The following is an 18,299-nucleotide window of genomic DNA, read 5'->3' on the forward strand; positions in this document are numbered from 1 at the left end:
GGGAGCTATGGAGCATAACGAATCTTCACAGGGCGACTTCGAGTCGACTCTGAAAAAACACGCGGTCGAACTGGTCGAAAGCCTTGAAAAAGGCAGGTTCGGCGACGCTGTGCAACTGATCCATGAGCTCAATCAGACCCGTGACCGTGGCCTGTACCAGGAAGTGGGCAAGCTCACGCGCGAACTGCACAGTGCAATCGTCAACTTCCAGATCGACCCGCATATGCCGCAGGCCGAGGAAGTATCGCAGATCACTGATGCGACCGAGCGTCTGGGCTATGTGGTCAAGCTGACTGAAGCGGCGGCCAACCGCACCATGGACCTGGTGGAAAGCGCCACGCCGGTGGTCAATGGCCTGGCTGACGAAGCCCAGGCGTTGAGTGCCGACTGGGGACGTTTCATGCGCCGTGAAGTCGGGGCTGAAGAGTTCCGCGAGCTGGCGCGTCGGGTCGACGGTTTTCTGGCACGCAGCAGCGCGGACAACCGCGCGGTGTCGAGCAACCTCAACGACATTCTGCTGGCCCAGGATTACCAGGACCTCACAGGTCAGGTGATCAAGCGCGTGACCCAGTTGGTCACCGAAGTCGAAAGCAATCTGCTCAAACTCGTGCTCATGGCCAGTCAGGTGGACCGCTTTGCGGGCATCGAACATGACCGTGCGGCGATGCTCGCTGAAAAAGATCCACAAAAACATCTCTCGCAGGGTGAAGGTCCGCAGATTCATGCCGATAAACGAGAAGACGTTGTGTCCGGTCAGGACGATGTGGACGATTTGTTATCCAGCCTTGGATTCTAGAGTTTTGGAATTATAGGTTTTTTGGGTTTTTAGACCTGTAGGAGCACCCCCTAATGAGCTTCGGCGCCGATGAAGAGATCCTTCAGGATTTCCTGGTTGAGGCCGGCGAGATTCTTGAGCAACTGTCCGAACAACTGGTCGAGCTGGAAAGCCGTCCGGATGACGCAGATCTGCTCAACGCAATTTTTCGCGGTTTCCACACTGTAAAAGGGGGCGCCGGCTTCCTTCAGCTCAATGAGCTGGTGGAGTGCTGTCACATCGCCGAAAACGTGTTCGACATCCTGCGCAAGGGTGAGCGTCGCGTAGATGCAGAACTGATGGACGTGGTGCTCGAAGCGCTGGACGCGGTGAACAGCATGTTCAGCGAAGTCCGCGATCGCAGCCCGATTACTGCCGCAACCCCGGAACTGCTGGCCGCCCTGGCGCGTCTGGCTGAACCGCAATCGGCGGATGAAGCCCCGGCTTCGCCTGTTGCCGAGATGATCGAAGAACTGGTCGTCGAAGGCGATTCGGGCGATATCACCGATAACGAATTTGAACAGTTGCTGGACTCGCTGAACGCCGTCAAGGCCGAAGCTGAAGCCCCGGCGGCTGCCGCTGCGCCTGCTTCCGATGAGGCAGCCAGTGATGAAATCACCGACGCCGAATTCGAGTCGCTGCTCGACCAGTTGCACGGCAAGGGCCAGTTCGCGGCCGACGCCGTGGCACCGACAGCCGCTGCACCGGCTGCTCCGGCGGCGGGCGACAGCTCCGACATCACCGACGACGAATTCGAAGCCTTGCTCGATCAGTTGCACGGCAAGGGCAACTTTGCCGTCGATGCGCTGGAATCGGCGATTGCGTCGGTGCCTGCATCTGCTGCTCCGGCAGCGGCTGCGGCCGGTAGCGATCTGATCAGCGACCATGAGTTCGAATCGCTGCTCGACGATCTGCATGGCAAAGGCAAGTTCACTGACGTCGCCACCGGTGCCGTGGTGACGGCCGGCAATGCTTCTGCTGTTGCAGCACCTGCCGCCAAGGCCCCGGCCGCTGCGGCAAAACCTGCTGCAAAAGCGCCTGAGCCTAAAGCCGAACCGGCCAAGCCAGCCGCCGCTGCTGCACCGGCTCCGGCCCGTGCGCCGGCGACTCCGCCACCGGAAAAACCGGCGAGCGAAGCCGAAACCACCGTTCGTGTGGACACCGCACGTCTCGACGAAATCATGAACATGGTCGGCGAGCTGGTACTGGTGCGTAACCGTCTGGTGCGCCTGGGCCTGAACAGCGGCGACGAATCGATGCAGAAGGCCGTGTCGAACCTCGACGTGGTCACCGCCGACTTGCAGACCGCGGTAATGAAGACCCGGATGCAGCCGATCAAGAAAGTCTTCGGCCGCTTCCCGCGTCTGGTTCGCGATCTGGCGCGTCAGCTCAAGAAAGAGATCAACCTGGAACTGGTGGGCGAAGAGACCGACCTCGACAAGAACCTCGTCGAGGCTCTGGCCGACCCGCTGGTCCACTTGGTGCGCAACGCGGTCGACCACGGTATCGAGTCGCCGGAAGAGCGCGAAGCCTCGGGCAAGGCCCGTGGCGGCAAGGTGATCCTGGCCGCCGAGCAGGAAGGCGACCATATCCTGCTGTCGATTTCCGATGACGGCAAAGGCATGGACCCGAACGTCCTGCGTGCCATCGCCGTGAAACGCGGTGTGATGGACAAGGATGCCGCCGATCGCCTGAGCGACACCGAGTGCTACAACCTGATTTTCGCCCCGGGTTTCTCGACCAAGACCGAGATCTCCGACGTGTCCGGCCGTGGTGTCGGCATGGACGTGGTGAAGACCAAGATTTCCCAGCTCAACGGTTCGATCAACATCTACTCGACCAAGGGCGCCGGCTCGAAAATCGTCATCAAGGTGCCGCTGACGCTCGCGATCATGCCGACCCTGATGGTGATGCTCGGCAACCAGGCGTTCGCGTTCCCGCTGGTGAACGTCAACGAAATCTTCCACCTCGACCTGTCGACCACCAACGTGGTGGACGGCCAGGAAGTGGTGATCGTGCGGGACAAGGCGCTGCCATTGTTCTACCTCAAGCGCTGGCTGGTCAGCTCCGCGGCTCACGAAGAGCAGCGTGAAGGCCATGTGGTGATCCTTTCGGTGGGCACTCAGCGGATCGGCTTCGTCGTCGATCAACTGGTCGGCCAGGAAGAAGTGGTCATCAAGCCATTGGGCAAAATGCTGCAGGGAACCCCGGGCATGTCCGGCGCCACCATTACCGGTGACGGCCGCATTGCGCTGATTCTCGATGTTCCAAGCATGCTCAAGCGTTACGCCGCACGGCGTATTTGAATCCGGGGCGGCGGGGCGACAACGTCCCGCAGCACCTAATGGAGTGTTTATGGCAGTCAAAGTCCTGGTGGTGGACGATTCGGGTTTTTTCCGCCGCCGCGTCTCGGAAATTCTTTCAGCGGATCCGAGCATCCAGGTTGTCGGTACGGCAACCAACGGTAAAGAGGCGATCGATCAGGCCCTGGCCCTCAAGCCGGACGTGATCACCATGGACTACGAGATGCCGATGATGGACGGCATCACGGCAGTGCGGCACATCATGCAGCGCTGCCCGACCCCGGTGTTGATGTTCTCCTCGCTGACCCATGAAGGCGCCCGGGTAACCCTGGATGCGCTGGATGCCGGTGCGGTGGATTTCCTGCCGAAGAATTTCGAAGACATCTCCCGCAATCCGGAGAAGGTCAAGCAACTGCTGTGCGAGAAGGTGCACAGCATCTCGCGCAGTAACCGTCGTTTCAGTGCCTACAGTGCGCCGGCGCCTGCCGCTGCGCCTGCGCCGACTCCGGCAGCGGCGCCGTCGAGCTTTGGCAGCCACAGTGCTCCGGCTCGTCCGGCACCTGCGCCTGCACCGGCTCGCGCTCCGGCGGCCAGCACTTCGTCGGCAGCGCCGAAACGCAAAGCCTACAAACTGGTGGCTATCGGCACGTCGACTGGCGGCCCGGTTGCCCTGCAACGGGTTCTGACCCAGTTGCCGGCCAACTTCCCGGCGCCGATCGTGCTGATCCAGCACATGCCGGCAGCCTTCACCAAGGCGTTCGCCGAGCGTCTGGACAAGCTCTGCCGCATCAGCGTCAAGGAAGCCGAGGATGGCGACATCCTGCGTCCGGGCCTGGCGCTGCTGGCGCCGGGTGGCAAGCAGATGATGATCGACGGCCGTGGCGCGGTGAAAATCCTGCCGGGCGACGAGCGTCTGAACTACAAGCCTTGCGTGGACATCACTTTCGGTTCCGCGGCGAAGTCCTACAACGACAAAGTTCTGGCGGTCGTATTGACCGGCATGGGCGCCGACGGCCGCGAAGGCGCACGCCTGCTCAAACAGGGCGGCAGCACGGTCTGGGCCCAGGATGAAGCCAGCTGCGTGATCTACGGCATGCCGATGGCCATCGTCAAAGCTGACCTCGCGGATGCGGTGTACGGCCTGGACGATATCGGCAAGCACATCGTCGAGGCGTGTATCTGATGGATGTTCTAAGCCTTATCGGGATCATCATGGCGTTTGTCGCCATCATCGGCGGCAACTACCTTGAAGGCGGCCACCTCGGCGCGCTGGCCAACGGCCCGGCGGCGCTGATCGTGCTGGGCGGCACCATCGGTGCCGCGCTGCTGCAATCTCCGATGAGCGCGTTCAAGCGCGCCATGCAGATCCTCGCCTGGATTTTCTTTCCGCCGCGTGTCGATCTGGCTGGCGGCATCGACCGCGTGGTCAACTGGAGTCTCACCGCCCGCAAGGAAGGCCTGCTGGGTCTGGAAGGCGTGGCGGATGCCGAGCCTGATGCCTACTCGCGCAAAGGCCTGCAACTGCTGGTCGACGGCGCCGAGCCGGAAGCGATCCGCAGCATCCTCGAAGTGGATTTCTACACTCAGGAAGCCCGCGACATCGAGGCCGCCAAGGTCTTTGAAAGCATGGGCGGCTACGCGCCGACCATCGGTATCATCGGTGCGGTGATGGGCCTGATCCACGTGATGGGCAACCTGGCCGATCCGACGCAACTGGGCAGCGGCATCGCCGTGGCGTTCGTTGCCACCATCTACGGTGTGGCCAGTGCCAACCTGATCCTGCTGCCGGTGGCAGCCAAATTGAAGTCAATCGCGTTGCGGCAGTCGCGTTATCGCGAAATGTTGTTGGAAGGCATTTTGTCGATCGCCGAAGGTGAAAACCCACGCTCCATCGAGTTGAAGCTTCAGGGCTTCATGGATTAAGGGACTAACCTCATGGCACGTCGTCGCCAACATGAAGAGCATGTAAACCATGAACGCTGGCTGGTTTCCTATGCCGACTTCATCACCTTGCTGTTCGCTTTTTTCGTGGTGATGTACTCCATCTCGTCGATCAACGAAGGCAAGTACAAGGTCATCTCCGAAGCGCTGATCGGGGTCTTCACCGACTCCGACCGCTCGCTCAAGCCGATCCCGATCGGCGACGAGCGACCGAAGACCGTGACCCCGGCCAAGCCGCTGGTCAAGGACGCCGAACAGGTCGATGCCGGTATCGCCGGTGCCAGCGATCCGCTGAAAAGCATCGCCGACGATATCAGCGCGGCGTTCGGCGACCTGATCTCCTCGAACCAGATGACCGTGCGCGGCAACGAGCTGTGGGTCGAGATCGAACTCAACTCCAGCCTGTTGTTCGGCAGCGGTGATGCGATGCCGAGCGACATCGCGTTCAACATCATCGACAAGGTTGCAGCGATCCTCAAACCGTTCGACAACCCGATCCACGTCGAAGGCTTCACCGACGATCAACCGATCCGCACCGCGCAGTACCCGACCAACTGGGAACTGTCCTCGGCGCGTTCGGCGAGCATCGTGCGGATGCTGGCGATGCAGGGCGTCAACCCTGGCCGTCTGGCCTCGGTGGGCTATGGCGAATTCCAGCCGGTGGCCAACAACGCCACGGCCGAAGGCCGGGCGAAGAACCGTCGCGTGGTGCTGGTGGTGTCGCGCAATCTCGATGTTCGTCGCAGCCTCACAGGCACCGGAACCGCCAATGCGCAACCGGATGCCGCGTTGAAGCGTGCTGGCACACAAACTGCACCGACCCCGGTCAAGACGCCGGGACGCGAGAGTGCCGTCAATTCTCCGTCGCCCGCATTAATACGCTGAGCCATGTCTCGGCCGAGCATCTCGGCCGGGAGGAACAATCCGAATGAGAGTCTGGGCAGTCGCCAATCAAAAGGGTGGTGTTGGTAAAACCACTTCTTCCATCGCTTTAGCCGGTTTGCTGGCAGAGGCGGGCAAACGCGTGGTCGTGGTCGATCTCGACCCGCACGGCTCGATGACCAGCTATTTCGGTTACGACCCCGACAGCCTGGAACACAGCAACTACGACCTGTTCCTGCACAAGGGCAGTGTGCCGCAAGGCCTGCCGGGCCAGTTGCTGCTGTCGACCAGCGATGAACGCATTTCCCTGCTGCCGTCCAGCACCGCGCTGGCCACCCTCGAGCGCCAGTCGCCGGGGCAGAGTGGCCTGGGCCTGGTGATCGCCAAGAGTCTGGCGCAGCTGTGGCAGGACTTCGATTACGCAATCATCGACAGCCCGCCGTTGCTCGGCGTGCTGATGGTCAACGCACTGGCCGCGAGCCAGCAACTAGTGATCCCGGTGCAGACCGAGCACCTGGCCGTCAAAGGTCTGGAGCGCATGGTCAACACCCTGGCGATGATCAACCGCTCGCGCAAACAGGCGCTGCCGTTCAGCATCGTGCCGACCTTGTTCGACCGCCGCACCCAGGCGTCGATGGGCACCTTGCGCGTGCTGCGCGACAAATTTCCCGAAGAGATCTGGCAGGGTTACATCCCGGTCGATACCCGTCTGCGCGACGCCAGCCGTGCCGGTGTCACGCCTTCGCAATTCGACGGCAAGAGCCGTGGCGTGCTGGCCTACCGCGCGCTGCTCAAGCATCTGCTGGCGCAACAACTCGTTCCGCAGGTGGCCTGAGCATGAATCGGCCGATCAAACTGACTTCGCGTCCGCAACTGGCTTTGCAGTCCTATCTGGACAGCTTGCTGGAGGATGTGACGGAAGAGATCCCGCAGGAAATCGAAGCGCCTGTCGAGGTGGTTGAAAGCACCGCCGAGCTCGATGAGTTCCAGGCCGCGGTGCTTGAAGAACAGGCCCGCGATGCGCAGAAAGCCGCCAGGCCTGCTACTCCGGTTGCAGCACCCGCCGCTGTGGTGGCCAAAGCGCCGGCACCGCTGATCAAGGAACCCGAGCCGGTGCGTGTGGTGTCGACCCTCGCGCCGCTGCTGCAAACCCAGCTTCTGCAAGCGCAACCCGAGCCGGCCCCGGTGGAGCCGCCCGCGCCGGTGCCAGTCGTTGCGCCGGTCGAGCAGGTCGTCGAGCAGGCATTGGTTGCGCCGCTAGTGGAAGTGCATCTGCCACCGAGCAATACACCGCCACCGGTAGAGACTGATGGTCGCCCGGCCTGGGCGTCGGAAGCGTTCGAATGCCTGTTGTTCGATGTCGCCGGGCTGACCCTGGCGGTGCCGCTGGTGTGCCTCGGCTCGATCTATTCGCTGGCCGGCCATGAGTTGACGCCGCTGTTCGGTCAGCCGGAATGGTTCCTCGGCATCCTGCCAAGCCAGGCGGGGAACCTGAAGGTGCTGGACACCGCACGCTGGGTCATGCCGGATCGCTATCGCGATGACTTCCGTCAGGGCCTGCAGTACGTGATTTCGGTACAAGGTTACGAGTGGGGGCTGGCGGTGCATCAGGTCAGTCGCTCGTTGCGTCTGGATCCGAATGAAATCAAATGGAGGACTCACCGAGGTCAGCGGCCATGGCTCGCGGGCACGGTGATTGAACACATGTGCGCCTTGCTCGATGTCTCCGCTCTGGCCGAGTTGATCGCCAGCGGTGGGGCAAAGCACATGTCCGGCAGTAAGCCGAACCACAAACCGACATGACACTTACATAACAGACACGCACCGGCATGCAATGCCGGCACACGAGACACACACCGCCATTGCGGTATTTCGAGGGGCTAGGGTATGAACGACAAGGCGACGGCGGCAAAGGGTTCCGAAGATCCGATCCTGCAATGGGTAACCTTCAAGCTGGACAATGAAACCTACGGCATCAACGTGATGCGCGTTCAGGAAGTCCTGCGCTACACCGAAATCGCGCCGGTTCCGGGTGCGCCAAGCTACGTGCTGGGCATCATCAACCTGCGCGGCAACGTGGTGACCGTGATCGACACCCGTCAGCGCTTCGGCCTGATGAGCGGCGAGATCAGCGACAACACCCGTATCGTCATCATCGAAGCCGACAAGCAGGTTGTGGGCATCATGGTCGACAGCGTCGCTGAAGTGGTTTACCTGCGTCAGTCGGAAATCGAGACCGCACCGAACGTCGGTAACGAAGAGTCGGCCAAGTTCATCCAGGGCGTGTGCAACAAGAACAACGAGTTGCTGATCCTGGTCGAGCTGGACAAGATGATGAGCGAAGAAGAATGGTCGGAACTGGAGAATATCTGATTGATTCTCGAGGTAGCGGTCATTGTCCTGTTCCTGTTCTGGGCAGGCACGCTGGCGATGTTTCTGGCGTACATCAAGGCGCAGCGCGTGATCGCTGCGCAACAGGCCCAGGGCGATGCGCTGCGTGATCAGCGCATCAAGGACCTGGCCAAGCGTGTCGACGATTACCAGAACGGCAACGTGCGCATGGGCGAAGCCCTGCACGAACTGCGCGCGGTCGTCGGCCCGATTCCGGACAAACTCGCCCAGCTCGAACAGCGCGATCCTTCCAGCCTGTCATTCGCTCAAGCGGCGAAACTGGTCGGGATGGGCGCGAGTGTCGATGAGCTGACGCAGTCCTGCGGGTTGACCCAGGCTGAGGCGGAGTTGATGCGCAAGTTGCACAGAAGCAGCTAAGCGCTTCACGCGGCAAGTCAAAACGAAAAATCGCAGTCATCGATGACTGCGATTTTTTTTGCCTTCAGTAATCGTCGCCGCGCTCGGTGACGTCTTTCTCGACCTTCGGTGAATTCGGGTCCTGTCCCGCCGGGAACTTGCCCTTGAGGTTCCAGGCAAACGCGATGATCTCGGCAATCGTGAGGTACAGCTCCTGCGGAATGCTGTCGCCCAGCTCCATTCGCGCCAGCAACTTCACCAGCTCGGCGTTCTCGTAGATCGGCACTTCATAGTCGCGGGCAATCCGCAGGATTTCTTCGGCCAGCTCTTCGTCGCCCTTGGCGGTGAGGGTCGGGGCGTGGCTGCCATCGTATTTGAGGGCGATGGCCTGGCGTGGAGCAGTGGAATCGTTCATGCGGTTTCGTCGACCCAGCGGTGTTCGAGACGGGTTTGGTTGCCTTGCGGCGGGGTGCCGAGGTGGCAGTCGAGATCGCCGACGTTGAGGCCCGAATCCAGCAGGCGCTGGCGCAGGGCGCTCAGGTTGTTTTCGATCAGGCTTGCCGTGAACGGCCGCTCGGCCCAGAGCTGACTCGACAGGCTGCCACTGATCAGTTGCGCCTGAATCTGCATCGGCCCCAGCGGTTCCATGTCGAAGGCCAGATCGACGCGCCACAGTTGTTGCTTGGTTTCGCGTTCGCTGTCACGGCGATCGTTCTGTTGCTCTTGCTGCGGAGCTTCCTCGCGTTGGAACTTGACCTGCAACGGCACGATGTCCTGCATATTGCGCATCGGGATTTCCAGTTGCCAGGTGCTGAGCAGTCGACCGTCGTCGGTCACGCCGGTCTGTTCCAGGCTCGACAGCTGATGGCTTTGCAGGCGCGAGACAGCGGCGGCCGCCAGGCGCAGCAGATGTTCCAGATCACCTTCACCTTCCAGGCTTTGCAGCAGCCGGTCCGGCAACGGGAAGCTGCTCGGCACCGGTTTGGCGCTGACCTGACCGAGCATGCCGAGGGCATTGCGCACGAAGCTCGGCATCGCCTGGGCCAGGGTGTTGGCGGCGATGATGGCGTTCAGATTGGTATTGCCGGGCAGGCCGGGGGTGAGTTGCGCGATCAGCTTGAGCAGATCGGCTTTCATGTCCGGGGTCAGCGTCGGGTTTTGCCCGGTCAACAGTTTGGCTTCAAGAAACGCGCCGCTGTTGAGCAGTGCCTGGGCCAGGCCTTTGGGCGTGGTCAGTTGCTCGACGTCCGGCAGATTGGCCAGCAGCCGGTCCACGGCGGCGCGCAGATCACTGGAGGTCTGATCGTCGGCGGGCGGCAGGCTCTGGAGCATTTTCAGCAAACCGTCCAGCGAGCCCTGGCGGCTCTGCTGGCTGACCAGTTGCTGACTGACCGCCAATTGTTCCTGGCGATTGCTCAGCGGCAGGAATTTCAGGGTCTGGGAATCCTGTACCAGCGCCGACAGCAGGGTGCCGATGCGTAACGGTTGCGGGCTGTCGAGGCTCAGGGTGCTGCCGGTCAATACCGTGTTGAGCAGGCTGACCGTCGAGCGGAACACCGTCGGCTGCCCCGGCACCTGCGGCAAGGCCTGATTCGTCAGCACTTTGCCTTGCAGCAGCGTGCCTACCGGCAATTGCGCGGTATCGATGCGGGTTAGGGTGGCGACAGCCGTGGCGATGGCCTGTTGCACGGTGACCGCCAGATTGCCCGCCGACGGCTGGGTGACGGCCAGGTTGGTGCCTTGCGGCAGCGGCAGGGGGCTGGTCGCCTGCACGGTGGTCTGACGGCCGCTGTCGAGGGTGACCTTGAGCAGCACCTGAAAGGCCTGGTCCGCAGGCTTGAGCGACAACACCTCGGCCTTGGCGCTCTGGCCGGCGGCAATCAGTCCATCCATCGGCGTCAACAGCTTGAGCAGCTCACCGCTGACCTGCAAACGTGAGTTCGCCGGTGTGGGTTGCGGGAGCGGGAGGATGTTCATTTCGCCTGTCATACGCGGACACAACCTGAGGAAAATGCGCTCGGGAGAGGGAGAGACGCCATGTATAATGCCGCCCGTCTTTCCGTTCGTTCAAAAAACATAGCAATTGTTTGACGCAGCTCTCTGGATTGAGCCGTCATTGCATTTATGCTGCAACTCTTTAACGGCCGCCCCAGAGCCGACTTGAACCGTATAAGGCCCGTGAACCCTTGACCAGTCCTGTCCTGCAAACCGTTGGCCTCGCGTGTGAGCGCGATCTCAGGCTGCTCTTCGAAAATCTCGAATTGAGACTGGCCAGTGGCGATATGGTGCAGATCAGCGGTCCCAACGGCAGCGGCAAGACCAGTCTCTTGCGTTTGCTGTCCGGACTGATGCAACCGACCGACGGTCAGGTGCTGCTCAACGGCAAACCGCTGAGCGAGCAACGCAGCGAACTGGCGCGCAACCTGCTGTGGATCGGCCATGCCGCCGGCATCAAGGACCTGCTCACCCCGGAAGAAAACCTCGCCTGGCTCTGCGCCCTGCATCAACCTGCCGAACGCGACGCGATCTGGCAGGCACTGGCGGCGGTTGGATTGCGCGGTTTCGAAGATGTTCCCTGTCATAGCCTGTCCGCCGGTCAGCAACGCCGCGTGGCGTTGGCGCGCCTTTACCTCGACAGCCCGCCGCTGTGGATTCTCGATGAACCGTTCACCGCGCTGGACAAGCAGGGCGTGGCGCAACTCGAAGAACACCTGGCCAATCACTGCGAGCAGGGCGGTCTGGTGGTGTTGACCACCCACCACACGCTGAGCCGGATGCCGGCCGGTTATCGCGACATCGATCTGGGGAATTGGGCGGTATGAGTGTGTTCGGCCTGCTGGTTGCCCGTGAATCCCGACTGCTGTTCCGCCGCCCGGCGGAGCTGGCCAATCCGCTGATTTTCTTCGCCATCGTCATCGCGTTGTTCCCGCTGGCCGTCGGACCGGAAACTCAAGTATTGCAAAACTTGTCCCCGGGGTTAGTCTGGGTGGCGGCTCTCTTGTCGGTCCTGCTCTCGCTGGACGGGCTTTTCCGCAGTGATTTCGAAGACGGATCCCTTGAACAGTGGGTCCTTTCGCCGCACCCCCTGCCACTTCTGGTATTGGCCAAGGTGCTGGCACACTGGCTTTTTTCCGGGCTGGCACTGGTTTTGCTCTCGCCGTTACTGGCGTTGATGCTCGGGTTGCCGGCTGCGTGTCTGCCGGTATTGCTGCTTTCGTTGTTGCTGGGTACACCGGTGCTGAGCTTGCTCGGCGCGGTGGGCGCGGCGCTGACGGTCGGTCTGAAACGCGGTGGCCTGTTACTGGCGCTGCTGATTCTGCCGTTGTACATCCCGGTGTTGATCCTCGGCAGTGGCGCCTTGCAGGCGGCACTGCAAGGCATGCCGGCGATGGGTTATCTGTTGTGGCTTGGCAGCCTGACCGCCCTGGCGATAACCCTGACACCCTTTGCAATAGCTGCTGGCCTGAAGATCAGCGTCGGCGAATAATGAGGTCTGGTTAAAATTTAACCAGCAAAGACCCTGAGACTGCTCACACCGATGAGCGGCACCCGTGATGGAAACAGTATGAACTGGACCTGGTTTCACAAGCTCGGCTCGCCCAAGTGGTTCTATGGCATCAGCAGCAGGCTGTTGCCGTGGTTGAGCATTGCCGCGTTGTTGCTGATCACCGTTGGCGTCGTCTGGGGCCTGGCCTTCGCGCCGCCGGACTATCAGCAAGGCAACAGCTTTCGCATCATCTACATCCACGTACCCGCTGCGATGCTCGCTCAGTCGATCTACGTGATGCTGGCGGTGTGCGGTGTGGTCGGGCTGGTGTGGAAGATGAAACTGGCCGACGTCGCCCTGCAATGCGCCGCACCGATCGGCGCGTGGATGACCGCCGTGGCGCTGGTCACCGGGGCGATCTGGGGCAAACCGACCTGGGGTTCGTGGTGGGTCTGGGACGCGCGGCTGACCTCGATGCTGATTCTGCTGTTCCTGTATTTCGGCGTGATCGCCCTGGGCAACGCCATCAGCAATCGCGACAGCGCCGCCAAGGCCTGCGCGGTGCTGGCCATCGTCGGCGTGATCAACATCCCGATCATCAAATACTCGGTGGAGTGGTGGAACACCCTGCACCAGGGCGCGACTTTCACCCTCACCGAAAAACCGGCGATGCCCGCCGAAATGTGGCTGCCGTTGCTGCTGACGGTGCTGGGTTTCTACTGTTTCTTCGGCGCCGTGCTGTTGCTGCGCATGCGCCTTGAAGTGCTCAAGCGCGAGGCCCGCGCCAGTTGGGTGAAAGAAGAAGTGCAGAACAGCCTGGAGGCCGCTCGATGAGTTTCGCGTCATTCGGCGACTTCCTCGCCATGGGTCATCATGGCCTGTATGTCTGGTCGGCCTACGGCATCTGCCTGGCAGTGCTGGCCCTCAACGTGGCGGCGCCGATCCTGGCCCGCAAGCGGTATCTGCAACAAGAGGCGCGTCGTCTGCGCCGGGAGAACGGCAAGTGAATCCGCTGCGAAAAAAGCGTCTGATCATCATTCTGGCGATTCTGGTCGGGGTCGGCGCTGCCGTCGGCCTGGCCCTGAGCGCCCTGCAGCAGAACATCAATCTGTTTTATACCCCGACCCAGATCGCCAACGGCGAAGCGCCGCAGGACACCCGCATCCGCGCCGGCGGCATGGTCGAGAAAGGTTCGCTGCAGCGCTCCTCGGACTCCCTGGACGTCAAATTCGTGGTCACTGACTTCAACAAGTCCGTGACCATCACCTACCGTGGAATCCTGCCGGACCTGTTCCGCGAAGGGCAGGGCATCGTCGCACTGGGCAAGCTCAACGCCGACGGCGTCGTGGTCGCCGATGAAGTGCTGGCCAAGCACGACGAGAAATACATGCCGCCGGAAGTGACCAAAGCACTGAAGGACAGCGGTCAATCCGCGCCAACCCCTGCGAAGGAGGGTTGATCGATGACATCCAGCATTTTCATTCCTGAGTTGGGCCATCTGGCCATGATCCTGGCGCTGTGTTTCGCGCTGGTGCAGGCCGTGGTGCCGTTGCTCGGTGCCTGGCGCGGCGACCGTCTGTGGATGGGCCTCGCCCAGCCAGCCGCGTGGGGGCAGTTCGCGTTTCTGTTGTTCGCCTTTGGCGTCCTGACCTACGCGTTCATGACCGACGATTTCTCCGTGGCTTACGTCGCGATGAACTCCAACAGCGCGCTGCCGTGGTACTACAAGTTCAGCGCGGTGTGGGGCGCCCACGAAGGGTCGCTGCTGCTGTGGGCCTTGATCCTCGGGGGCTGGACCTTCGCGGTGTCGGTGTTCTCCCGGCAACTGCCGCAAGTCATGCTCGCCCGCGTGCTGGCGGTGATGGGCATGATCAGCACCGGTTTCCTGTTGTTCCTGATCCTCACCTCCAACCCGTTTTCGCGGATCCTGCCGCAGATCCCGGCCGACGGTCGTGACCTCAATCCGTTGCTGCAGGATATCGGCCTGATCGTCCACCCGCCGATGCTGTACATGGGCTATGTCGGTTTCTCGGTGGCGTTTGCGTTCGCCATCGCCGCACTGCTCGGCGGCCGTCTCGATGCGGCATGGGCACGCTGGTCGCGTCCGTGGACGATTGTCGCCTGGGCTTTCCTCGGCATCGGCATCACCCTCGGTTCGTGGTGGGCTTACTACGAACTCGGCTGGGGCGGCTGGTGGTTCTGGGACCCGGTGGAAAACGCCTCGTTCATGCCTTGGCTGGTGGGCACGGCGCTGATCCACTCGCTGGCAGTCACGGAAAAACGTGGCGTGTTCAAGAGCTGGACGGTGTTGCTGGCAATTGCCGCCTTCTCCCTGAGCCTGCTCGGCACCTTCCTCGTGCGTTCCGGCGTGCTGACGTCGGTACACGCGTTTGCCTCCGATCCGGAGCGCGGCGTGTTCATCCTGATCTTCCTGCTGTTCGTGGTCGGTGGTTCACTGACGCTGTTTGCCTTGCGCGCGCCGGTGGTCAAGAGCCAGGTCGGTTTCAACCTGTGGTCTCGGGAAACCCTGCTGCTGGGCAACAACCTGGTGCTGGTGGTGGCTGCGTCGATGATCCTGCTCGGCACGCTGTATCCGCTGATTCTCGATGCCATCAGCGGCGCCAAGCTGTCGGTCGGTCCGCCGTATTTCAACGCGTTGTTCATTCCGCTGATGGCCTTGCTGATGGTGGTGATGGCGGTCGGTGTGATCGTGCGCTGGAAAGACACGCCGGTGAAATGGCTGGTCAGCATGCTCACTCCGGTGCTGCTGGGCAGCGTGGCGCTGGCCGTGGTGGCCGGTGTTGCCTATGGCGATTTCAACTGGGCGGTGCTGGCGACGTTCCTGCTGGCGGCCTGGGTGTTGCTGGCCGGCGTGCGCGACATCTTCGACAAGACTCGCCACAAAGGCCTGATCAAAGGTCTGCCAACTCTGACTCGCAGCTACTGGGGCATGCAACTCGCCCACCTCGGGATCGCCGTCTGCGCCCTGGGCGTGGTGTTGTCGAGCCAGAACAGTGCCGAACGCGACCTGCGTCTGGCGCCGGGCGAGTCGATGGAACTGGCCGGTTATCAGTTCGTGTTCGAAGGCGCCAAACATTTTGAAGGCCCGAACTTCACCTCCGACAAAGGCACCATCCGGGTGATCCGCGATGGCCGGGAAATCAGCGTGCTGCACCCGGAAAAGCGCCTGTACACCGTGCAGAGTTCGATGATGACCGAAGCCGGGATCGACGCCGGTTTCACCCGCGACCTCTACGTCGCACTGGGTGAACCGCTGGGCGATGGCGCCTGGGCAGTGCGGGTACACGTCAAACCGTTTGTGCGCTGGATCTGGTTCGGCGGCCTGCTGACCGGTTTCGGTGGTTTGCTCGCAGCGCTGGATCGGCGCTACCGGGTCAAGGTCAAAGCCAAGGTGCGTGAAGCGCTGGGCATGGAAGGAGCCGCTGCATGAGACGTTGGTTGATGCTGGTGCCATTGGCGATTTTCCTGCTGGTGGCCGTATTCCTTTATCGCGGTCTGTACCTGGATCCGGCGGAGCTGCCGTCGGCGATGATCAACAAACCGTTCCCGGAGTTTTCCCTGCCGGCGGTGCAGGGCGACAAGACCCTGACCAAGGCTGACATTCTCGGCAAACCGGCATTGGTCAACGTCTGGGGCACCTGGTGCATTTCCTGCCGGGTCGAGCACCCGGTGCTGAACAAACTCGCCGAGCGCGGCGTGGTGATCTACGGCATCAACTACAAGGACACCAACGCCGATGCGTTGAAGTGGCTGGCCGAGTTCCACAATCCGTATCAACTGGACATCCGCGACGACGAAGGCTCCCTGGGCCTGAACCTCGGTGTCTACGGCGCGCCGGAAACCTTCTTCATCGACGCCAAGGGCATCATCCGCGACAAGTATGTCGGGGTGATCGACGAGCAGGTCTGGCGGGAAAAACTGGCGGCCAAGTATCAGGCGCTGGTTGATGAGGCCAAGCCATGAAGCGCTTTTTAGCCGCCATGGTGTTGGGCTTGAGTCTGGCCGGTGTGGCCCACGCCGCCATCGACACCTACGAGTTCGCCAAAGAAGGCGATCGCGAGCGTTTCCGTGAGTTGACCAAGGAACTGCGCTGCCCCAAATGTCAGAACCAGGACATCGCCGATTCCAACGCGCCGATTGCCGCCGACCTGCGCAAAGAGATTTTCCGCATGCTCGGCGAGGGCAAGGACAATCAGCAGATCATCGACTTCATGGTCGACCGCTACGGTGATTTCGTGCGCTACAAACCGGCGCTCAATGCCAAGACCGCGCTGCTGTGGTTTGGCCCGGCCGGATTGTTGCTCGGCGGTTTTGTCGTCATCGCCGTGATCGTCCGCCGCCGTCGCGGGCAACGCGCCGAGACTCCGCAATCGCTGTCTCCTGAAGAGCGTCAGCGCCTCGACCAACTGTTGGATAAAAACCAAGAATGATTGATTTCTGGCTTGCCGCAGGGCTGTTGCTTCTGGTCGCCCTGAGTTTTCTGCTGATCCCCGTTCTGCGTGAACGTCGCGCCCAGCGTGAAGAGGATCGGACTGCCCTGAACGTCGCGCTGTATCAGGAACGTGTCGCCGAGCTGCAATCGCAGCAGGCCGAGGGTGTTCTCGATGCCGCGCAAATGGACAGCGGCCGTGCCGAAGCGGCACGGGAACTGCTGGCCGACACCGAAGGCGTGGCGCCGGCGCGGGTCTCGCGTCTGGGCAAACCGCTGCCGTTGCTGGCGGCCGTGCTGGTGCCGGTGTTGGGCCTCGGTCTCTATATGCATTTCGGTGCCGCCGACAAAGTCGAACTGACCCGGGAATTCGCCCAGGCGCCGCAGTCGATGGAAGAGATGACCCAGCGTCTGGAACGCGCCGTGGCCGCGCAACCGGATTCCGCCGAAGGCCTGTACTTCCTCGGTCGTACCTACATGGCTCAGGATCGTCCGGCGGACGCGGCGAAGATGTTCGAACGCGCCGCCAACCTGGCCGGTCGTCAGCCGGAACTGCTCGGCCAGTGGGCGCAGGCGCAGTACTTCGCCGATGGCAAGAAGTGGTCGGACAAGATTCAGGCCCTGACCGACGAAGCGCTGAAGGCTGATCCGAAAGAAGTCACCAGCCTCGGCCTGCTGGGGATCGCCGCGTTCGAAGGCGAGCGCTATCAGCAAGCCATCGACTACTGGAACCGTCTTCTGGCGCAACTGCCGCCGGAAGACAAATCCCGTGAGCCTCTGCAAGGCGGCATCGCCCGCGCCACTGAAAAACTTGAGGCTAGCGGCGGTAAGGTCGCCCAGGCTCCGGTCGCGAAAACCGCGCTGCTCAAGGTCAGCGTCGATCTGGCCGCCGAGCTCAAGGGCAAGGTGCAACCGGGTGACAGCGTGTTCATCTTCGCCCGTGCAGTGTCTGGCCCTCCAGCACCGTTGGCTGCCAAGCGACTGACCGTCGCCGACCTGCCGGTGACTGTCGAACTGGGCGATGCCGACGCAATGATGCCGCAATTGAAACTGTCGAACTTCCCCGAAGTCCAACTGGTTGCGCGCATCTCCCGAGCCGGTCAACCGACTGCCGGTGAGTGGGTCGGCCGCAGCGGGCCTCTGGCCAGCAGCACCACCGCGCCACAAAAACTGACCATCGACAGCCCGGACAAATAGCCGGAACCAACAGGAAAGCACCGCCATGAACGCCATCGCCCGAATCACAGTCCTCACACTGGCCCTGGGCTTGAGCGCATGTGCGGTGCAACGGCCGGAACCGACGACACGGCTGCCGCCGATCCCGCCGTCACAACCCGGCCCGACCCCGTCGACCACCCCGACGCCGGGCAAGCCGGGCATCCCGGCCAAACCCGCGAAACCGGCCCCACGCACCTCCGCCAGCTTCGCCCCGCCACCGGGCGGCAACAGCCACTGGGATCAGAAGCTGGGGGTGTACGTGCTGGATGACCAGACCAACACCTTCTACCGCCAGCGCACCTACTACCGCTGGAACAACGGCTGGAGCCGCTCGATCAGCCCGAACGGGCCGTGGGAAGAAACCAACATCCACGGTGTACCGGCGGGGTTGGGCAAGCAGTTCGGGGAGTAATGAAAAACGGCGATCTTTGGATCGCCGTTTTGCTGTGTGGGGTA

The 18,299-nt window shown here is 62.0% G+C and carries 21 protein-coding genes; 19 read left to right on the top strand and 2 right to left on the bottom strand.

Annotation, left to right across the window (positions count from 1 at the left end):
* Nucleotides 1–7 precede the first annotated feature (7 nt).
* The 9 genes from AC1RR7_RS27910 (at nt 8) to AC1RR7_RS27950 (ending at nt 8,709) form a co-directional block, all read left to right on the top strand.
* The gene (locus AC1RR7_RS27910) at nt 8–796 is read left to right on the top strand and encodes a protein phosphatase CheZ (protein ID WP_096822164.1); all 789 of its coding nucleotides are present in this window, start codon (nt 8–10) and stop codon (nt 794–796) included.
* 53 nt (nt 797–849) lie between these two features.
* A complete protein-coding gene (locus tag AC1RR7_RS27915) occupies nt 850–3,120 on the top strand; it encodes a chemotaxis protein CheA (RefSeq protein WP_493072023.1) in 2,271 nt (756 codons plus the stop codon).
* 49 nt (nt 3,121–3,169) lie between these two features.
* Complete coding sequence (locus tag AC1RR7_RS27920; protein ID WP_192560100.1) at nt 3,170–4,300, top strand: protein-glutamate methylesterase/protein-glutamine glutaminase; 1,131 nt, start codon at nt 3,170–3,172, stop codon at nt 4,298–4,300.
* Nucleotides 4,300–5,040, top strand: a complete 741-nt coding sequence (locus tag AC1RR7_RS27925; protein WP_096822161.1) for a flagellar motor protein — start codon at nt 4,300–4,302, stop codon at nt 5,038–5,040. The genes AC1RR7_RS27920 and AC1RR7_RS27925 overlap by 1 nt, the downstream gene beginning before the upstream one ends.
* Nucleotides 5,041–5,052: 12 nt before the next feature.
* The gene (motD, locus tag AC1RR7_RS27930) at nt 5,053–5,943 is read left to right on the top strand and encodes a flagellar motor protein MotD (RefSeq protein ID WP_096822160.1); all 891 of its coding nucleotides are present in this window, start codon (nt 5,053–5,055) and stop codon (nt 5,941–5,943) included.
* Between the two features lie 43 nt (nt 5,944–5,986).
* Nucleotides 5,987–6,775, top strand: a complete 789-nt coding sequence (locus tag AC1RR7_RS27935; protein WP_085710493.1) for a ParA family protein — start codon at nt 5,987–5,989, stop codon at nt 6,773–6,775.
* 2 nt (nt 6,776–6,777) lie between these two features.
* The gene (locus AC1RR7_RS27940; protein ID WP_493158823.1) at nt 6,778–7,743 is read left to right on the top strand and encodes a CheW domain-containing protein; all 966 of its coding nucleotides are present in this window, start codon (nt 6,778–6,780) and stop codon (nt 7,741–7,743) included.
* Between the two features lie 84 nt (nt 7,744–7,827).
* Entirely contained in the window at nt 7,828–8,313 is a 486-nt protein-coding gene (locus AC1RR7_RS27945) for a chemotaxis protein CheW (RefSeq protein ID WP_007959223.1), read from the top strand.
* The gene (locus AC1RR7_RS27950) at nt 8,314–8,709 is read left to right on the top strand and encodes a DUF2802 domain-containing protein (protein WP_102620347.1); all 396 of its coding nucleotides are present in this window, start codon (nt 8,314–8,316) and stop codon (nt 8,707–8,709) included.
* Nucleotides 8,710–8,773: 64 nt separating this feature from the next.
* On the opposite strand, the gene AC1RR7_RS27955 is transcribed toward AC1RR7_RS27950, so the two are convergent.
* Both AC1RR7_RS27955 and fliK read right to left on the bottom strand, forming a co-directional pair.
* The gene (locus tag AC1RR7_RS27955) at nt 8,774–9,103 is read right to left on the bottom strand and encodes an EscU/YscU/HrcU family type III secretion system export apparatus switch protein (protein ID WP_493158824.1); all 330 of its coding nucleotides are present in this window, start codon (nt 9,101–9,103) and stop codon (nt 8,774–8,776) included.
* Nucleotides 9,100–10,677: a flagellar hook-length control protein FliK gene (gene fliK / locus AC1RR7_RS27960; protein ID WP_493158825.1), complete on the bottom strand. Its 1,578-nt coding sequence runs from the start codon at nt 10,675–10,677 to the stop codon at nt 9,100–9,102. The genes AC1RR7_RS27955 and fliK overlap by 4 nt, the downstream gene beginning before the upstream one ends.
* Nucleotides 10,678–10,874: 197 nt before the next feature.
* Here fliK and ccmA point away from each other — a divergent pair, with 197 nt between their 5' ends.
* From ccmA to AC1RR7_RS28010, 10 genes are all read left to right on the top strand, one after another.
* Nucleotides 10,875–11,510 carry a cytochrome c biogenesis heme-transporting ATPase CcmA gene (gene ccmA, locus AC1RR7_RS27965; protein ID WP_096822154.1) on the top strand — a complete coding sequence of 212 codons (636 nt, stop codon included), beginning with the start codon at nt 10,875–10,877 and terminating at the stop codon, nt 11,508–11,510.
* The gene (gene ccmB / locus AC1RR7_RS27970; RefSeq protein WP_096822153.1) at nt 11,507–12,175 is read left to right on the top strand and encodes a heme exporter protein CcmB; all 669 of its coding nucleotides are present in this window, start codon (nt 11,507–11,509) and stop codon (nt 12,173–12,175) included. Before ccmA ends, ccmB begins: the two co-directional genes overlap by 4 nt.
* Nucleotides 12,176–12,253: 78 nt before the next feature.
* Complete coding sequence (locus tag AC1RR7_RS27975) at nt 12,254–13,009, top strand: heme ABC transporter permease (protein ID WP_096822152.1); 756 nt, start codon at nt 12,254–12,256, stop codon at nt 13,007–13,009.
* The gene (gene ccmD, locus AC1RR7_RS27980) at nt 13,006–13,182 is read left to right on the top strand and encodes a heme exporter protein CcmD (protein WP_008055370.1); all 177 of its coding nucleotides are present in this window, start codon (nt 13,006–13,008) and stop codon (nt 13,180–13,182) included. The genes AC1RR7_RS27975 and ccmD overlap by 4 nt, the downstream gene beginning before the upstream one ends.
* Nucleotides 13,179–13,634, top strand: coding sequence for a cytochrome c maturation protein CcmE (gene ccmE, locus AC1RR7_RS27985; protein WP_096822151.1), 456 nt, complete (start codon nt 13,179–13,181; stop codon nt 13,632–13,634). The genes ccmD and ccmE overlap by 4 nt, the downstream gene beginning before the upstream one ends.
* 3 nt (nt 13,635–13,637) lie before the next feature.
* Nucleotides 13,638–15,626, top strand: a complete 1,989-nt coding sequence (locus tag AC1RR7_RS27990) for a heme lyase CcmF/NrfE family subunit (RefSeq protein ID WP_102620350.1) — start codon at nt 13,638–13,640, stop codon at nt 15,624–15,626.
* Nucleotides 15,623–16,159 carry a DsbE family thiol:disulfide interchange protein gene (locus AC1RR7_RS27995; protein WP_007959246.1) on the top strand — a complete coding sequence of 179 codons (537 nt, stop codon included), beginning with the start codon at nt 15,623–15,625 and terminating at the stop codon, nt 16,157–16,159. Before AC1RR7_RS27990 ends, AC1RR7_RS27995 begins: the two co-directional genes overlap by 4 nt.
* A complete protein-coding gene (locus tag AC1RR7_RS28000; RefSeq protein ID WP_011333089.1) occupies nt 16,156–16,626 on the top strand; it encodes a cytochrome c-type biogenesis protein in 471 nt (156 codons plus the stop codon). Before AC1RR7_RS27995 ends, AC1RR7_RS28000 begins: the two co-directional genes overlap by 4 nt.
* Nucleotides 16,623–17,822 (top strand): c-type cytochrome biogenesis protein CcmI, encoded by a 1,200-nt coding sequence (ccmI, locus tag AC1RR7_RS28005; RefSeq protein ID WP_102620351.1) that lies wholly within the window; start codon nt 16,623–16,625, stop codon nt 17,820–17,822. The genes AC1RR7_RS28000 and ccmI overlap by 4 nt, the downstream gene beginning before the upstream one ends.
* 25 nt (nt 17,823–17,847) lie before the next feature.
* The gene (locus AC1RR7_RS28010; protein WP_493065507.1) at nt 17,848–18,255 is read left to right on the top strand and encodes a hypothetical protein; all 408 of its coding nucleotides are present in this window, start codon (nt 17,848–17,850) and stop codon (nt 18,253–18,255) included.
* Nucleotides 18,256–18,299 lie beyond the last annotated feature (44 nt).

Source organism: Pseudomonas sp. GW821-FHT11G12, from assembly GCF_058808055.1.

Bases quoted from the DNA above. Each gene is read 5' to 3' on its own strand.
- motD (WP_096822160.1), top strand. From the start codon at position 5,053: ATGGCACGTCGTCGCCAACATGAAGAGCATGTAAACCATGAACGCTGG.
- AC1RR7_RS27945 (WP_007959223.1), top strand. From the start codon at position 7,828: ATGAACGACAAGGCGACGGCGGCAAAGGGTTCCGAAGATCCGATCCTG.
- AC1RR7_RS27940 (WP_493158823.1), top strand. From the start codon at position 6,778: ATGAATCGGCCGATCAAACTGACTTCGCGTCCGCAACTGGCTTTGCAG.
- AC1RR7_RS28010 (WP_493065507.1), top strand. From the start codon at position 17,848: ATGAACGCCATCGCCCGAATCACAGTCCTCACACTGGCCCTGGGCTTG.
- AC1RR7_RS27915 (WP_493072023.1), top strand. From the start codon at position 850: ATGAGCTTCGGCGCCGATGAAGAGATCCTTCAGGATTTCCTGGTTGAG.
- AC1RR7_RS27925 (WP_096822161.1), top strand. From the start codon at position 4,300: ATGGATGTTCTAAGCCTTATCGGGATCATCATGGCGTTTGTCGCCATC.
- AC1RR7_RS27975 (WP_096822152.1), top strand. From the start codon at position 12,254: ATGAACTGGACCTGGTTTCACAAGCTCGGCTCGCCCAAGTGGTTCTAT.
- ccmD (WP_008055370.1), top strand. From the start codon at position 13,006: ATGAGTTTCGCGTCATTCGGCGACTTCCTCGCCATGGGTCATCATGGC.
- AC1RR7_RS27990 (WP_102620350.1), top strand. From the start codon at position 13,638: ATGACATCCAGCATTTTCATTCCTGAGTTGGGCCATCTGGCCATGATC.
- AC1RR7_RS28000 (WP_011333089.1), top strand. From the start codon at position 16,156: ATGAAGCGCTTTTTAGCCGCCATGGTGTTGGGCTTGAGTCTGGCCGGT.
- AC1RR7_RS27955 (WP_493158824.1), bottom strand. From the start codon at position 9,103: ATGAACGATTCCACTGCTCCACGCCAGGCCATCGCCCTCAAATACGAT.
- AC1RR7_RS27935 (WP_085710493.1), top strand. From the start codon at position 5,987: ATGAGAGTCTGGGCAGTCGCCAATCAAAAGGGTGGTGTTGGTAAAACC.
- AC1RR7_RS27995 (WP_007959246.1), top strand. From the start codon at position 15,623: ATGAGACGTTGGTTGATGCTGGTGCCATTGGCGATTTTCCTGCTGGTG.
- AC1RR7_RS27920 (WP_192560100.1), top strand. From the start codon at position 3,170: ATGGCAGTCAAAGTCCTGGTGGTGGACGATTCGGGTTTTTTCCGCCGC.
- ccmI (WP_102620351.1), top strand. From the start codon at position 16,623: ATGATTGATTTCTGGCTTGCCGCAGGGCTGTTGCTTCTGGTCGCCCTG.
- AC1RR7_RS27910 (WP_096822164.1), top strand. From the start codon at position 8: ATGGAGCATAACGAATCTTCACAGGGCGACTTCGAGTCGACTCTGAAA.
- fliK (WP_493158825.1), bottom strand. From the start codon at position 10,677: ATGACAGGCGAAATGAACATCCTCCCGCTCCCGCAACCCACACCGGCG.
- ccmB (WP_096822153.1), top strand. From the start codon at position 11,507: ATGAGTGTGTTCGGCCTGCTGGTTGCCCGTGAATCCCGACTGCTGTTC.